At 48.4% G+C, this 15,272-nt stretch carries 16 protein-coding genes, 1 tRNA gene and 1 other RNA gene; 4 read left to right on the forward strand and 14 right to left on the reverse strand.

What is annotated here, in order from left to right:
- Positions 1 to 3 precede the first annotated feature (3 nt).
- Entirely contained in the window at positions 4 to 687 is a 684-nt protein-coding gene (locus tag A1sIIB76_RS06275) for a Crp/Fnr family transcriptional regulator (protein WP_095697263.1), read from the forward strand.
- Here A1sIIB76_RS06275 and A1sIIB76_RS06280 read toward each other — a convergent pair whose 3' ends face one another.
- From A1sIIB76_RS06280 to A1sIIB76_RS06285, 3 genes are read right to left on the reverse strand one after another with little or no spacing between them, the layout of a single operon-like run.
- Positions 688 to 1,149, reverse strand: coding sequence for a RidA family protein (locus A1sIIB76_RS06280; protein ID WP_095697264.1), 462 nt, complete (start codon positions 1,147 to 1,149; stop codon positions 688 to 690).
- Positions 1,149 to 1,301 carry a DUF4177 domain-containing protein gene (locus A1sIIB76_RS06925; RefSeq protein WP_190286232.1) on the reverse strand — a complete coding sequence of 51 codons (153 nt, stop codon included), beginning with the start codon at positions 1,299 to 1,301 and terminating at the stop codon, positions 1,149 to 1,151. Before A1sIIB76_RS06925 ends, A1sIIB76_RS06280 begins: the two co-directional genes overlap by 1 nt.
- 22 nt (positions 1,302 to 1,323) lie before the next feature.
- A complete protein-coding gene (locus tag A1sIIB76_RS06285; protein ID WP_095685088.1) occupies positions 1,324 to 1,776 on the reverse strand; it encodes a GatB/YqeY domain-containing protein in 453 nt (150 codons plus the stop codon).
- Positions 1,777 to 1,814: 38 nt separating this feature from the next.
- Here A1sIIB76_RS06285 and A1sIIB76_RS06290 point away from each other — a divergent pair, with 38 nt between their 5' ends.
- Positions 1,815 to 2,630, forward strand: a complete 816-nt coding sequence (locus A1sIIB76_RS06290; RefSeq protein WP_095694025.1) for a metallophosphoesterase — start codon at positions 1,815 to 1,817, stop codon at positions 2,628 to 2,630.
- Here A1sIIB76_RS06290 and gmd read toward each other — a convergent pair whose 3' ends face one another.
- The 7 genes from gmd to ffs all read right to left on the reverse strand — a co-directional run bounded on the left by gmd (position 2,631) and on the right by ffs (position 9,527).
- On the reverse strand, positions 2,631 to 3,614 hold the full coding sequence (gmd, locus tag A1sIIB76_RS06295) for a GDP-mannose 4,6-dehydratase (RefSeq protein ID WP_095694026.1): 984 nt from the start codon (positions 3,612 to 3,614) through the stop codon (positions 2,631 to 2,633).
- Positions 3,611 to 4,543: a GDP-L-fucose synthase family protein gene (locus A1sIIB76_RS06300; RefSeq protein ID WP_095697265.1), complete on the reverse strand. Its 933-nt coding sequence runs from the start codon at positions 4,541 to 4,543 to the stop codon at positions 3,611 to 3,613. The genes gmd and A1sIIB76_RS06300 overlap by 4 nt, the downstream gene beginning before the upstream one ends.
- 32 nt (positions 4,544 to 4,575) lie before the next feature.
- A complete protein-coding gene (locus A1sIIB76_RS06305) occupies positions 4,576 to 5,655 on the reverse strand; it encodes an aspartate-semialdehyde dehydrogenase (protein WP_095697266.1) in 1,080 nt (359 codons plus the stop codon).
- Complete coding sequence (locus A1sIIB76_RS06310) at positions 5,652 to 6,923, reverse strand: aspartate kinase (protein WP_095697267.1); 1,272 nt, start codon at positions 6,921 to 6,923, stop codon at positions 5,652 to 5,654. Before A1sIIB76_RS06310 ends, A1sIIB76_RS06305 begins: the two co-directional genes overlap by 4 nt.
- 90 nt (positions 6,924 to 7,013) lie before the next feature.
- A complete protein-coding gene (gene recR, locus A1sIIB76_RS06315) occupies positions 7,014 to 7,607 on the reverse strand; it encodes a recombination mediator RecR (protein ID WP_095697376.1) in 594 nt (197 codons plus the stop codon).
- An 11-nt stretch (positions 7,608 to 7,618) separates the two neighbouring features.
- Positions 7,619 to 9,349 (reverse strand): DNA polymerase III subunit gamma and tau, encoded by a 1,731-nt coding sequence (locus A1sIIB76_RS06320; protein WP_095697268.1) that lies wholly within the window; start codon positions 9,347 to 9,349, stop codon positions 7,619 to 7,621.
- 81 nt (positions 9,350 to 9,430) lie between these two features.
- Positions 9,431 to 9,527: signal recognition particle sRNA small type (ffs, locus tag A1sIIB76_RS06325), an RNA gene on the reverse strand.
- 92 nt (positions 9,528 to 9,619) lie between these two features.
- Between ffs and A1sIIB76_RS06330 the strand changes: the two genes are divergently transcribed.
- Positions 9,620 to 9,707, forward strand: a tRNA-Ser gene (locus A1sIIB76_RS06330).
- A gap of 23 nt (positions 9,708 to 9,730) precedes the next feature.
- Here the strand turns inward: A1sIIB76_RS06330 and A1sIIB76_RS06335 are convergent.
- The 3 genes from A1sIIB76_RS06335 to A1sIIB76_RS06340 all read right to left on the reverse strand — a co-directional run bounded on the left by A1sIIB76_RS06335 (position 9,731) and on the right by A1sIIB76_RS06340 (position 12,413).
- Positions 9,731 to 10,588, reverse strand: coding sequence for a hypothetical protein (locus A1sIIB76_RS06335; RefSeq protein ID WP_095697269.1), 858 nt, complete (start codon positions 10,586 to 10,588; stop codon positions 9,731 to 9,733).
- A 122-nt stretch (positions 10,589 to 10,710) separates the two neighbouring features.
- Entirely contained in the window at positions 10,711 to 10,881 is a 171-nt protein-coding gene (locus A1sIIB76_RS06930) for a hypothetical protein (protein ID WP_190277052.1), read from the reverse strand.
- A 113-nt stretch (positions 10,882 to 10,994) separates the two neighbouring features.
- Positions 10,995 to 12,413, reverse strand: coding sequence for an NAD-dependent succinate-semialdehyde dehydrogenase (locus A1sIIB76_RS06340; protein ID WP_095697270.1), 1,419 nt, complete (start codon positions 12,411 to 12,413; stop codon positions 10,995 to 10,997).
- Between the two features lie 93 nt (positions 12,414 to 12,506).
- Here A1sIIB76_RS06340 and A1sIIB76_RS06345 point away from each other — a divergent pair, with 93 nt between their 5' ends.
- Positions 12,507 to 14,846 (forward strand): amino acid permease, encoded by a 2,340-nt coding sequence (locus A1sIIB76_RS06345; RefSeq protein WP_095697271.1) that lies wholly within the window; start codon positions 12,507 to 12,509, stop codon positions 14,844 to 14,846.
- Here A1sIIB76_RS06345 and A1sIIB76_RS06350 read toward each other — a convergent pair.
- Positions 14,835 to 15,263, reverse strand: a complete 429-nt coding sequence (locus A1sIIB76_RS06350) for a nucleoside deaminase (protein WP_095697272.1) — start codon at positions 15,261 to 15,263, stop codon at positions 14,835 to 14,837. The two genes, A1sIIB76_RS06345 and A1sIIB76_RS06350, sit on opposite strands and share 12 nt — an antisense overlap.
- Positions 15,264 to 15,272 lie beyond the last annotated feature (9 nt).

Here is a 15,272-nt window from a genome sequence, read left to right on the forward strand (position 1 = left end):
GATGTGCCCCAAGAAGATGAAGTCGTACGACGCGCCCCGCTCTTTACCGCCCTTGATGATGCTCAGGCAGCTTCGCTGCGCGCTTCAATGGATTCAGTCAAGATCCCCAAGGGCGGCATCCTCTTTAAAGAAGGCGATGAGGGTGAACATGTCTATGTCATCTTCGAAGGCAAATTAAAGCTAGGTACATCTAGCGGTGATGGGCGAGAAAATCTGCTCTCAATTCTTGGACCCGGTGAGATGTTCGGTGAACTCTCCCTCTTTGATCCAGGCCCACGAACCTCAACTGCCACAGCAGTTACTGATGCAAAACTCTTTTCGCTCAGTCACGAAAAATTGATTCCTTGGCTTAAGGGAAATCCAGAAGTATCACTTCACCTGCTCACTCGTTTGGCGCAACGCTTGCGTCGCACCAATGAAGCCGTTGGCGACTTGGTCTTCTCTGATGTTCCAGGCCGCGTTGCAAAAGCACTTATTGATTTAGGTACCCGCTTTGGAAAGCAGAGCAGCGAAGGTTTATTTGTTCATCACGACCTGACACAAGAAGAGCTCGCTCAATTAGTTGGAGCATCACGCGAGACGGTAAATAAAGCCCTCGCAGATTTCGCTGGCCGTGGCTGGCTCAAACTCGATGGTCGCGCAGTGTTGATTACAGATCTAGAGCGCCTGGAAAAGCGCGGTAAGTAATTACCTTACTTCGACAGTTAACTCGACCTCAACCGGTGAGTTAAGCGGAAGTTCTGCAACACCTAACGCGCTACGCGCAGCAACTCCAGCATCTCCCCAGATATGCATAAAGAGCTCTGATGCACCATTGGCAACTGCTGGCTGAGAAATAAATCCGGGTGCACCGTTGACGTAACAGACAATACGAACAACTTTCACAATGGAATCTACGGGTGCAACAAGTTCAACAGCAGAGAGCGCATTCAGTGCACAAATTTCAGCCAGTGCCTTAGCTTCTTCAACGGTGATATCTGAGCCAACTTTTCCTTCGCGCGCAATCTTTCCATCGACCATCGGAAGTTGACCGGCGGTAAAGACAATGTTGCCGGTGCGCACTGCTGGAACATAGGCAGCAAGTGGCTTAGAGGAAACTGGAAGTACTAGCCCTTTTTCGGCCAGCTTTGCCCGAACATCAACGCTCATTACTTAATCTCACGTTTCATGTATGCGACGAGTTGTTCCCCGCCAGGTGCTGGAATAACAGTGACAAGTTCCCAACCATCTGAGCCCCAGGTATCAAGAATTTGTCTAGTTGCATGTGAAAGTAGTGGAACTGTGGCATATTCAAACTTCATTAGTTATTGCCTCTCCCTGTGCTTAATTGGTTAGCGCTGCTTTAACCAGCGATGAAACGAGTGCACCGTCTGCTTTTCCTGCAATCTGTGGCTTTATTGCTCCCATAACCTTACCCATATCAGCTGGTCCCGCTGCACCAGTTGATGCAACTGCAGCAGCGATTAACTTCTTAATGTCATCTTCGGAAAGTTGTGCAGGAAGATACTTGGCAATGACTTCACCTTCAGCTTTTTCTTCCGCAGCTCTATCGGTGCGTCCAGCTTTTGCAAATTCTTCTGCAGCCTCACGACGCTTCTTGCCTTCACGAGAAAGCACAGTAATGATTTCGTCATCAGAAAGAACTCGTGCTTCTTTTCCAGATACCTCTTCGTTGGTAATAGCGGTCAGAACCATTCGGATGGTGCCCGATACAACTTTGTCGCTGCTACGAATTGCCTCTGTCAGGTCACTCTTGAGTGTCTCTTTTAATCCCATAGCCGTATCTTCTCATGCCCCACTATTGTTGGTTAATCATGAGTTATGTACTCCGCGAGGCCGAGATGCCTATCTTGCCGGCAGGCCACGCAGATATTCGAATCCTGCATTTTTCTGACCTTCACCTCACGCCAGCTCGAAAGAGTGAGATTGCAGATATTAAATCCTTTGCCTCACTTAAACCCGACCTTGTCATTAGTACCGGTGATTTCTTGGCCCATAAGCACGCCGTGCCTGTGGTCTTAGCTGCACTCGACTCTCTCTTAGATATTCCTGGGCTCTTTGTCTTTGGATCTAATGATTACTTCGAACCAGTACCGAGGAATCCGCTTAAGTACCTACTTCCCAACCATGGAAAACGTGTGCACGGCCCCGAACTTGCCTGGCAAGAACTTGATTCTGGTTTGCAAGCACGTGGCTGGAAGAACCTCAACACTTCGCGCGCAATGGTGACCATCAATAAAACGGTGATTGAAGCTCGCGGCACAGATGATGCACATCTGGAATTTGATGATTACTCACTCGTTGCCGGGCAACCAGAAAAATGTCATGTCGCTATCGGTGTTACCCATGCACCATATCTGCGTATTCTTAAGGCTATGTCTGATGACAACCTCGATGCAATATTTGCTGGCCACACTCATGGCGGTCAGGTGCGCTTGCCATGGCCTGGTGGATCAAAGGCGCTGACTACTAATTGCGATCTGCCCAATTGGCGCGCCCGTGGATTAACGGTTGTGAAAGGTGAACCGCTTCTTAATGTTTCTGCAGGTATGGGAACCGGACCATTCTCACGAATTCGCGTTGCAAGTCCACCAGAAGTTTCTTTGGTAACTCTTACCGCTGGTTTCTAATTAATTATTAAGTGCTGCAATATCAGCATCAACCATCAGTTCGGCAAGTTCTTTCCAGTGAGTAGTCGCACTCCAATTAAGCGCCTTCTTCACCTTTGATGGGTCACCAATAAGTGCATCTACTTCCGTTGGACGGATGTATTTCTTATCTGTCTCAACATGATCTTGCCAATTTAGACCAGCTCGTGAAAATGCTGCTTCCGCAAAATCTTTCACGGTAGCTCCCACACCCGTTGCCACTACATAATCTGATGGCTTATCTTGCTGAAGCATGAGCCACATTGATTCGACGTATTCTTTTGCATAACCCCAGTCACGCACCGCGGTGAGGTTTCCTAGGAATACCTTCTCTTGCTTACCAGCTTTAATAGCAGCCACAGCGCGGGTAATTTTACGAGTCACAAATGTTTCGCCACGACGTGGGGATTCGTGGTTAAAGAGAATTCCATTTGTTGCATGAAGCCCATAGCCATCGCGGTAATTAACTGTGCACCAGTACGCCATCAGCTTTGCCGCCGCATAGGGTGATTGCGGACGGAAAACAGAATCTTCATTCTGTGGTGGTGGAGTTGATCCAAAGAGTTCGGAAGTTGATGCTTGATAGAAACGAATGTCGAGATCGGCAGAACGTATTGCCTCAAGTAATCCAACCGCACCGACGGCATCCACCTGGCCGGTGTATTGCGGCATAGTAAATGAAACCTGAACGTGTGATTGCGCACCAAGGTTGTATACCTCAGTCGGTTTGATTTCACGGATGAGGTTAGTTAGTCCTACTCCATCAATGAGGTCGCCATAGTGCAGGAATAGCTTTGGGTTCTTCTCATGTGGGTCTTGGTATATGTGGTCAATGCGTGAAGTGTTAAATGTAGAAGAACGACGAATCAGACCGTGCACTTCATAACCTTTAGCTAATAAGAATTCTGCAAGGTAGGAACCATCTTGACCGGTGACGCCGGTAATTAATGCAACTTTTCTACTCATCGTCGCGCTTCTCCCTTTGCAGTTGCATCTTTATACCAAGCGATAGTTGATGCGATTCCATCGCGTAAAGAAATCTGTGGGGCCCAACCTAGCGATTTCGCCTTCGAAACATCAAGGACCTTGCGAGGTGTGCCATCGGGTTTTGTCGTATCCCACGCGATTTCACCGGTAAAGCCCGCTAATTGCGCCACAAGTTGCGCCAATTCCTTAATGGTCAGGTCTTCACCTGTTCCAATATTCAGGTGCTCTTTTGCATCATATGTGTTGCCCAAGTGCACCACTGCCGAAGCTAAATCATCGACATGTAAAAACTCGCGCTTAGGTGAACCTGTGCCCCATAAAGTTTCGGTAGCAACGTCATTCTGCGCGGCTTCGACAAAGCGGCGAATAAAGGCAGGAAGCACATGTGATCCCTGTAATTCGAAATTATCACGTGGGCCGTAGAGATTTGTGGGCATCAATGAAATCCAGGTGCGGCCATACTCTTTACGGAAAGATTTAATGAGTTCTATTCCAGCAATTTTTGCAATTGCATAGGCAGAGTTGGTCTCTTCAAGCGGGCCGGTGAGTAGATATTCCTCTTTAATTGGTTGAGCACAATCTCGTGGATAGATGCAGCTGGAGCCAAGAAAAATAAACTTTTCTACATCTGCCGCGTGCGCCGCTTCCATCAGGTTGTTTTGAATGCGCACATTATCGGAAAGGAATTCGACGGGATAAGCGTTATTTGCACCGATGCCGCCAACTTTGGCAGCAGCATCAACAACCAGAGATGGTTTTACTGATTTCAAGAAGGCTGTTGTGGCATCACGATCGAGCAGGTCGACAACTTTTCGGTTGATTGCAACCACTTCGGCGCCGGTGGCCTGATAGGCCCGCACAATTGCAGAGCCAGCAAGGCCAGTACCGCCTGCGACCACGATTGTCATGGTCAGAGTCTAGTTCTGCTTCCTGCGATTATTTACTTTTGGGTGAATTCAGCAGCAAGTAACTCTGCGATTTGTGCAGTATTTAACGCTGCACCCTTGCGCAAATTATCGCCACATACAAAGAGGTCAATTGACTTTGGGTTATCCAATGACTGACGGACACGGCCAACCCAGGTCGGATCAGTTCCCACTACATCAGCAGGAGTTGGAAATTGCATCTTCTCTGGATTGTCATAGAGGAAGACTCCCTCCGCCTTTTTTAGGGCCGATTGAGCTGCTTTCCGTGTAACAACCTTGGAAAAGGTGGCATGAACTGTGAGTGAGTGAGTAGTAATAACAGGAACGCGCACGCATGTTGCAGCCACTTTAAGTTTTGGCATACCGAGAATCTTTCGTGACTCATTGCGAACTTTAAGTTCCTCCGATGAATATCCAGCTTCTTTAAGAGAACCGGCCCATGGAACAACGTTCATGGCAAGCGGTGCTGGAAATGGTCCTAAATCAGTAATGGTGCCACGAAGATCTTCGGTTACTGATCCAAGATTCTTACCAGCAACCTTTGAAATCTGATCGTGGAGCGCATCAATTCCAGGTTGCCCAGCACCCGATGCTGCCTGATAAGAAGAGACAACAAGTTCTTTCAAGCCGAACTTCTTATCAAGTGCGCCCATAGCAACAATCATGGAAAGTGTTGTGCAATTCGGATTAGAGATAATTCCCTTTGGACGCTTCTTTACTTCCTTCGGATTTACTTCTGGAACAACGAGTGGAACTTTCTTATCCATGCGAAATGCACCAGAGTTATCAACGACGACAGCTCCGCGCTTTGCGGCAATCGGTGCCCACTCGGCTGAAATTTCATCTGGAACATCGAACATTGCAATATCAATACCATCAAAGGCTTCTGGTGAGAGTGCGACAACTGTGAGTTCTTCACCGCGGCACATCAATTTCTTTCCAGCACTACGTGCAGATGCAATCAGACGAATTTCACCATAAACATTTTTGCGCTTACTCAAGATATCAAGCATCACTGTGCCGACCGCACCTGTTGCTCCCACTACTGCAAGTGATGGAAGTTTCTTCGCACTCTTTGCCTTCTTAGGTGTCATCGACCTGTTCCTCCATATACAACTGCTTCGATCTGATCGGCATCGAGTCCAAATGCGGTGTGGGCAGCCTTTGCCGCGCGCTCAAGGTCTGCCTGACGAACGATGACCGAGATGCGAATTTCAGAGGTAGAAATCATTTCAATGTTAACTCCGGCATCAGCCATGGCCGCGAAGAATGTAGCTGTCACACCTGGATGTGAACGCATTCCTGCTCCCACAAGTGAGAGTTTGCCGATTGTGTCATCGTAAATAATTGATGCAAATCCAACTTCGCCTTGAATGCGTTGCAATACAGTCGTTGCCTTCTGTCCTTCAGTCTTTGAGACGGTAAAGGAAATATCTGTCAGGCCAGTAGCGGCGGCAGAAACATTCTGAACAATCATGTCAACGTTAATGTCGTTATCGGCAACGGCTTGGAAGATGCGGGCAGCAACGCCGGTGCGGTCAGGCACGCCCACGATTGTGACTTTAGCTTCTGACTTATCGTGCGCTACGCCAGAGATGATTGCTTGCTCCATGGTGCCTCCATCCGGATGGTTTTCAACCACCCATGTTCCTTCGTTAGGTGAAAATGATGATCGGACGTGAATCGGTAAATTAAATCGGCGCGCATACTCGACACAACGCAAATGCAGAACTTTCGCACCAGCTGCAGCAAGTTCTAACATCTCTTCATATGTAACAGTCTTTAACTTGCGCGCAGCTGGAACAACTCGTGGATCGGCTGAAAAGACGCCATCGACATCTGTAAAAATCTCACAAACATCTGCCTCTAGTGCAGCGGCGAGCGCCACCGCAGTTGTATCGGACCCACCACGGCCTAAAGTTGTAATGTCTTTTGTATCTTGGGAAATTCCTTGGAAGCCGGCAACAATTGCAATAGCCCCACCATCGATAGCTTCCCGAATCCGACCCGGTGTCACATCAATGATGCGCGCTTTGCCATGAACTGAATCTGTAATTACGCCAGCTTGCGATCCAGTAAAGGAAAGTGCTTCAAAGCCAAGATTGTTAATTGCCATCGCAAGCACGGCCATTGAAATGCGCTCACCAGCGGTGAGCAACATATCCAGCTCGCGTCCCTGCGGAATCGGAGTGACGGCATTGGCCAGTTCGATGAGTTCATCAGTGGTATCGCCCATGGCGCTGACCACGACGACAACCTGATTGCCGGCCTTTTTTGTCGCCACAATGCGGGCAGCCACGCGCTTCATGCCCTCGGCATCAGCTACAGAGGAGCCACCAAATTTCTGAACAATCAGACCCATGGCTTAAGTGTGAAGCAGGAGAAAAAATGACGCCACCCAATTATCCAAAAATCTTACTATGTGAGATGCTCCAGCGCCCAGATAATGAGACTAAAGGTTTGTACGGCCCTCAAAGGCACGACCGAGCGTGACTTCATCTGCATATTCCAGATCTCCGCCCACAGGCAAACCCGAAGCTAAGCGCGAGACGTTGATGCCCATCGGCTTAATCAGGCGAGCCAGGTAGGTGGCAGTGGCTTCACCTTCAAGGTTGGGATCTGTGGCCAAAATGATTTCAGTAATCGATGAGTCTGCCAGCCGCTGCATTAATTCTCGGATGCGCAGTTGGTCTGGGCCAATTCCATCAATGGGACTAATGGCGCCACCAAGCACATGGTATTTCCCACGGAATTCGCGCGTGCGCTCGATTGCAATCACATCTTTACTCTCTTCAACGACACAAATCTTTGTTCCATCACGTCGTGGGTCGCGACAAATTCGGCACTCGGTCTCCTCTGAAACATTGCCACACTGCGTGCAGAACTTAACCCGCTCTTTCACCGTGCGAACTGCCTCAACTAAGTTAGCTGCTACTTCAGAATCTGCTTGCAAGATATGAAATGCAATACGTTGGGCGCTCTTGGGTCCAATTCCTGGCAGCCGACCTAGCGCATCAATGAGGTCCTGGATCGCGCCTTCATACATTCCGGTTGACATTATTCGTGATTCGTTTCGCTAATGACAGTGGCACCAAGTTCGGAGGCAAGGAGCGCTGCACCCGATAGTTGGGACTTATCTGTTGGAGCCTCTGATGTTCGCACCGCACGTGATTCTGGTGTTGCTGTTATATCAATACTTGGATCAACTGTAACTTCAATCTTGCGATCAAGGCCAACAACTTCAATAAATGCCTGGCGCAGAATCTCATCTGATTCGCTGCGCACAAATGAATCACGTGCACCTGAATTAACGATTCCGATAGTGATGTTCTTATCATCCACACCAAGAATCTGTGCACTAGCTGATAACAGTGACCAGGTAAGGCGGCGGCGCTTCTTCACATTTTCAATCACATCAGGCCACAACCTTCGCAGCCCTGCCACATCAATGGAATCAATCTGAGCTTTTGCAGGCGCAGCAGCTTCCTTCTTTGCATTACTTTCTTCAGCCACAACTTCGACGGCAGCAGCTTCTTTTACTGGCTTAACAGGGGCTTCCCGTTTTGCTTCAGCAGTTGCCGCACTTACATAATCGGCTCTATCAACGGCTCGAGGCTGTGGGGCAATACTTTCAACGCGCTCCAGCCGTTCGATGCGAGCGAGAAGTCCTGATTCACCGGCATCGCCCATCGGTAGCAATATGCGCCCGCAGATGAGTTCAAGAATAAGACGCGGCGCAGTTGCTCCACGCATTTGAGTGAGTCCCTCTGCTGCAATATCTGCAGCGCGAGATAACGATGCTTGTCCGATGTTCTGTGCCTGCCCGCGCATCCGTTCGAGTTGATCATCTGGAAGTTCGCGCAAGATGCTGTTGGCATTTGTCGCATCTAGCGCGTCAACAATCATGAGATCGCGCAATCGTTCGAGTAAATCCTGAGTGAAGCGACGTGGGTCATGTCCTGATTCAATAACCCGGTCCACTGTCTTAAATAGCGTTGCACCATCGCGGGCAGCGATGGCATCCATCGCATCATCAAGGAGCGCCCCATCGGTAAAGCCAAGAAGTTGAATTGCGATGTCATAACTCACTCCATCTTTGCCAGCACCGGCAAGGAGTTGGCCAAGGACAGATAAAGCATCTCGAACTGAGCCACCGGAGGCACGAACTACAAGTGGCAGAACACCCTTTGCAACTTGCACGCCTTCTGATTGGCAGATGCCTTCAAGATGTGTGGTCAGAGTTCCTGGCGGTACTAAACGAAATGGGTAGTGATGGGTACGTGAGCGAATTGTTGAGATTAACTTCTCTGGCTCGGTTGTGGCAAAGATAAAAATTACGTGGGGAGGTGGTTCTTCCACAACTTTGAGTAGTGCATTTGAAGCACCTGGCCCTAGCTGATGTGCCTCATCAATAATGTAAATCTTGTACTTACTTTGTACTGGTGCAAAGAATGCTTTATCGCGAAGATCGCGGGCATCATCGACCAGCCCATGTGTTGCCGCATCGAGTTCAATCACATCGATAGAGCCAGGACCATTTGCTACTAGATCTTTACATGATTGGCAGATGCCACATGGATTCGGCGTGGGTCCTTTTTCGCAGTTAAGTGAGCGTGCCATGATGCGAGCGCTCGAAGTTTTTCCGCAACCACGAGGTCCGCTAAAGAGATATGCGTGATGAGTTTTTCCTGATTCGAGCGCGTTTGAAAGCGGAACAGTGACATGTTCTTGGCCGATGACATCTGCAAATACAGAGGGGCGATACTTTCGATATAACGCTAACGACATCTTTTTCTACTCTCGTGAAGGTCGCAATTCAATTCACTTCTAATTGGCTGCGAGCTGATTAACTTCTGACTGCATTTATTGATTTGGGACCTCCGGTGCACCCGTCAGAGCGTACCTACCCTTGCTGTATTCCTACCCTGGGGGAGTTCGGTACGGTGGCGTCGCACCGGAGATCTGACCCAATCTTAAGTGTCAGAGCACTCACTTGGACACCGATACCCTTAGCCGGTCGGACTCACGGGCTTCATTGAAGCAGGTAGGTATGACTCAGGAGGATTCGCATAGCGGCCGAGTGCGCACGCTTGGAAAGCGTGTATAGGGCAACCTATCGAGGGTTCAAATCCCTCATCCTCCGCCAGTAGGTGCAAAATAAATGAAAACTTATTTGCAGTAGTCGCTCGTCTGTCCATTTTTGCCATCACGAGAAGGAAGCAATTTCACCGCCAAGCTGTCAGCTTGAGGCAGTGAATTAAGCCAACAAATACCGTAAGAATCTGCTGGATACTGAGAATGAGCGCTAGCCCAAGCAGGATCTTTTGATGCTTCATTTTTCTGACGCATATCATAAACGCCGAAATCTACAGAGACATTATTGAGGAAACCAACTTCCGTGGCAATCACTTCACCGACCGTTACAGCGACAGGCGGGCTTACTGGGTCAGTGCGAGTGTCTTCCTTTATCGGAAACGCATTAACTACCGCTTCAAATTTTGGGGTCAATTTTCTTAAATGATCGAATCGGAAGGAAACTCCACAATTTCCATCAAACTCAAAGAGATACTGAATCTCTCCCATTTCTCTATAACGAACAACCCGTGTGATCTTGCCATTTAGTGGGATCTTCACTGTTACCAAATTGTCGGTCGCATTATCAAAACCAAAACCACCATGAGCTTTGTAATTTCCGCCTCGTTCCTGTCCCGGATAAAGAATCGATGTGACCTTTGAAAGGTCAACCGGTGTTTGAAGAAGCGGAGTTGGACATGATGACGATGGAGTGGCACCAGCATTTGGAGATGAGGATGCCGGTGAAGTAGGAGAACTGCCCTTGGTGCCAACTCCTTTATTCCAAACAAGTTTCTTACCACTCTTGATGCATGTGTACTTGATCTCTGCGGATGTACTGATCTGGCCAAGTTTTTTACAAGTAGTGCCAGGTTTTACCGCCGCTGTTGCAGTTGAAAGGTTTAACGAAAGAACTAAGCAACCAATTACTATGGTTGCAGATACTCGCTTCATACCTCCAAGAATATCAACGGGATAGTAACGCGAACAGAGGTTTGGAACGGCGAATTACCCAGGCTGAAGAGCATAAATCCCTAATCCTCCGCCAGGTGTGAGCCGGAAGTATTTGGCCCAGATTACGAAGCGATAGTGAAAACTGTTGGCAGCGTGAGATGTTTATTAGACATCAAGCTTGAATACCCGCACTCATCGCAGAGAACCATCGGTCCTTTTTCTGCATTCATAACAAGTTCGAGGTCTTGCGAACGGCACAAGAAACACTCTGGTAGATCATTAATTTGTGACACAGCAACCCCTTCTTTAGCAAGTAATCGGCTGGGGAAGCGTCCTAATTCTCCGCCTCACCGTGTAGGTACTCAGCGGCTAATAGTGAATGTCAGGTAAATAATGGGCGAAGAAATTAAATCTCTACGCCAATGTATTTCGTCTGCAAGAACTCATGCACTCCCTCAAAGCCACCTTCGCGCCCAAGGCCCGATTGCTTTACACCACCGAATGGCGCAGCAGGGTCAGAGATTAATCCGCGGTTGATTGCAACCATGCCAGCATCGATACCTTCTGCAAATCGGATGGCACGCTTTAAATCTTGCGAATACACGAAACTCATGAGCCCATATTCAGTGTCATTAGCCAGTACAAGGGCCTCTTCATCAGTATCAAAGAGTGCAATCGGTGCAACTGGGCCAAAGATTTCATTAGCCAAGAGGTCATCATCTTTGGAAACTTCAAGCACGGTTGCTGGATAGAAAGCACCAGGACCATCAGGAGTAGTAGCACCGAGGTGAACTTTGGCACCACGCGCTTTTGAAGCATCGACAAGTTCGGCAATCTTGTTTCGCTCTTTCATCGAAACACTTGCCCCAAGCTGTGTTCCAGCTTCTCGACCAACGCCCATTTTCATAGCCGCCATTGCCTTTGTAAATTCTGCAATGAATTTATCGCCAATAGCACGCGCGACATAGATGCGGTTGGCAGCATTACATGCAGCGCCACCATTGCGCATCTTTGCCAGCATCAAACCCTTTACGGCTTCTTCCACATTTGCATCATCTAGAACAACGAATGGCGCATTACCACCCATTTCCATCGAGCAACGAATTACTTGATCTGCTGCTTCTTTAAGCAGAATCTTTCCGACCTGGGTGGATCCAGTAAATGACAAATTCTTTACCCGATCATCGTGAAGCAGTTTGCTAATTGCTGGACCAGTTTTCGCTGGAAGAATTACATTTAAGACGCCCTTGGGTAATCCACAACGCTCAAGGATGTCGGCGATAGCGAGGGCAGTCAGTGGTGTTTCACCAGCAGGTTTCAAAATCATGGTGCAGCCTGCGGCAATGGCTGGACCAATCTTGCGCGTTGCCATTCCGGCAGGAAAATTCCACGGTGTAATTAAAAGCGAGACACCAATAGGTTGGTGTGTGACCAGAATTCGCTTATCCCCCGAAGGTGCCATTCTGAAATCACCTGAAATTCGAACAGTCTCTTCAGCAAACCAGCGGAAAAATTCTGCCGCGTAATTCACTTCAGCCCTTGCATCAGGTAAAGCTTTACCATTTTCTTTTGAGATCAGTTCAGCCAAGTAATCGGCTTCGGCAATCATCATCTCAAAGGCTTTCCGCAAAATTTCACTTCGCACGCGTGGGGCAGTCTGTGCCCACGATGGGCCCGCGCGGTCGGCGGCCTCTACGGCGGCGAGGTTCTGATCATCACTGGATGTGGCAACTTTGGCGATAACAGAGCCGTCACTGGGGTCGATAACGTCTAGCGTGCCGATTCCATCTACCCATTGACCATCTATATATAACTGAGTGCGCATAAGATAAGCATACTTACGAGATATCGATGGGTCACCTAAAATGGTTTCCTACGCAGCGGTGATGCCTTAACTGCAACGCCCGAGGGAGTAGAAGTGCCTAAGTCTTGGACCGATGATGCACCGGAGCCGGTAGCACTACAGGAACACGCGCACGTGAAAGATCCATTCTCCTACAAGGTAAAGCGCTTTCTTCTAGGCGGCGCACTCAATCGTCACTCACTTGGTCACCAACGCCTGAGCAAGAGATACGGGCTCGGAATTCTCTCTTCAGACTGCATTTCATCTTCTGCCTACGGTTCAGAACAGATTTTGATCGCACTCCTTCCCGCCTTTGGATTAGCAGCATTCGCAATCTTGATGCCAATGACAGCAATAGTTCTTGTAATACTTGTCATCATTACATTGTCATATCGAAATGTTATTGATGTGTATACGAAAACTGGTGGCGCATATATTGTCTCGCGCGATAACTTCGGGCCTGTTGTTGCCCAGATAGCTGCTGTCGCACTGATGCTTGATTACATCGTCACTCTCGCAATTCAAGCGGCTGCAGGAGTCGCTGCAATAATTTCGACTTTCCCTTCCGCTGAACCGTGGAAGATGCATATGATTTTTGCAGTCATCGCACTTCTTACATATGGAAATTTGCGTGGAGTTAAGGAAGCGGGAAAAGCGTTCGCATTTCCTACCTATTTCTTCATCGGATGTATGTTCATTGTCTTTGGTATGGGGCTCTACCGCTTAGCAAATGGAACTTTGCCTGTGCTCGATACCGATTTGCCTGGTGCCGTCGAATTAGGAGAACCACAAGGCTTGCTCACATTTGCAGCGATTTTCATCTTGCTTCGTGCCTTTGCAAATGGTGGATCATCTCTTACTGGCCTTGAAGCAATCTCCGATGGTGTTGCCCTCTTTAAAGCACCAGAGCATGTAAATGCCAAGCGCACTCTTGTCATCATGAGCTGTCTACTTGGAACTCTTGTTTTAGGAGTCTCCTACTTTGCTCATCACATCTATGCCATGCCATATGAATCTGGTGTTCCGACAGTAATTTCACAGATTGCAAAGGCTGCGGTGGGTACAGGCGCCTTTGGGTCATTTATGTTTATTATGGTTCAGCTAGCAACAATGCTTATTTTATTTGCTGGAGCAAACACCACATACAGTGCATTCCCGCTGCTAGTTAACTTTATTGCATCAGATGGTTACCTTCCACGCCAGCTAACTAAGCGCGGTCACCGTCTTGCATTCTCAAATGGAATTCTCTTACTTGCAGGTGGCGGACTCCTCTTGGTGGTAATCACGGCCGGATCTGTCGAACATCTCGTCGCCTTCTATGCCCTCGGAGTTTTTACTGGCTTTACATTGGCTGGGTTCGGAATGACTCGCTACTTCCTACGTAAAAAACCAAAGGGATGGAAAATTAAAGTCTTTGTCAACGGACTTGCCGGTTCAATCTCGCTAATAATCGTCATCATTTTCTCTGTCGTTAAATTCACCCAAGGCGCATGGTTGGTACTTGTGACGGCGCCAATCTTGGTAGCAACATTCTTGCGTTTACGCCGTCAATACACACGCGAACAAGATGCTCTCTCTGTGAAGACCGAGCAAGAGCGTGCCACGTCTATGGCACGTCACATTGTCACAATATTCGTCGATAGCGTCGATGTTGCGACAGTTGGAGCAGTTCGTTATGCACGAAGCCTTAAACCACACAAGATTAGAGCAGTGCATTTCGTCATTGATGATCGTCGCGCTGAAGATATTCAAAAGGCCTGGGCAGCATCTGTTGCCCTCGAAGATGTTCAGCTTGAACTCATTGATTGCCCAGACCGTCGAATCGCTAACTCTGCACTCGACTACGCAATTCGCAAGACCGAGAAACCTGATGTTGAGTTAACTATTTTATTGCCTCGTCGTTCATACTCACGATTCTTAGGTCGCCTGCTCCATGATCAAACAGCGGAAAACATTGCAGCACCAATCTCACAGTTACAGCGTGTGGTGGCAACGATTGTGCCATTTGATGTCAACAGAATTACTTCAGGTAAACCACTTGCTATCAACCATGCGAGTGAGAGCCTGGCCCACGTTAAGACCACCGATGTCCAGAAGCCAACACAGGATGCTCCGAAGGTTTTTGCTCCGGTTACTCACTATGTAGACGATGTCACCGCAATCGGAGAGATCCAATGGCGTAAGCGCTCTATGGTCCACGGCAGGGTAACTTCAATCTCAACTGCTCCGCGTGGTTCTGCGCCGATACTTCAGGTTGAAGTGTGGGATCACAGTGGTGGAATCACTTTGAACTTCTTGGGTCGCCGAGAAATAGCTGGCTTGGAAGTTGGTATGGAAATGCGCGCAGAGGGAATGGTCGGGGAAGAAGATGGACAGCTCGTTATTTTAAATCCTTCTTACGAACTACTTATCTGAAAAGAAATCTTTCAGTAACTGCGCACACTCAGCTTCACGTACTCCAGCAATGACTTCAACGTTGAAAATTGAACGCGGATCACGAAGTAAATCCCATACCGAGCCCACTGCTCCTGCTTTTTCATCCCAAGCACCAAAGATTAAGTGTGAAATTCTTGATTGTGCGATAGCACCCGCACACATGGCGCACGGTTCGAGGGTTACCACCAAGGTGCATCCATCAAGGCGCGAATTTTGTAATCGTGAAGCTGCATTACGAATAGCAACTACTTCGGCGTGGGCTGTCGGGTCGTTCTTTGCTTCGCGTTCATTGGAACCTATTCCAATAATAACGCCATCCTTATTCAAGACAATTGCACCAACTGGAACATCACCTGTGCGCACGGCGCCATGAGCGATTGCAATTGCCTCACCCATTAATTGATC

The sequence above is a fragment of the Candidatus Planktophila versatilis genome, assembly GCF_002288265.1.
Lineage (GTDB): Bacteria > Actinomycetota > Actinomycetes > Nanopelagicales > Nanopelagicaceae > Planktophila > Planktophila versatilis.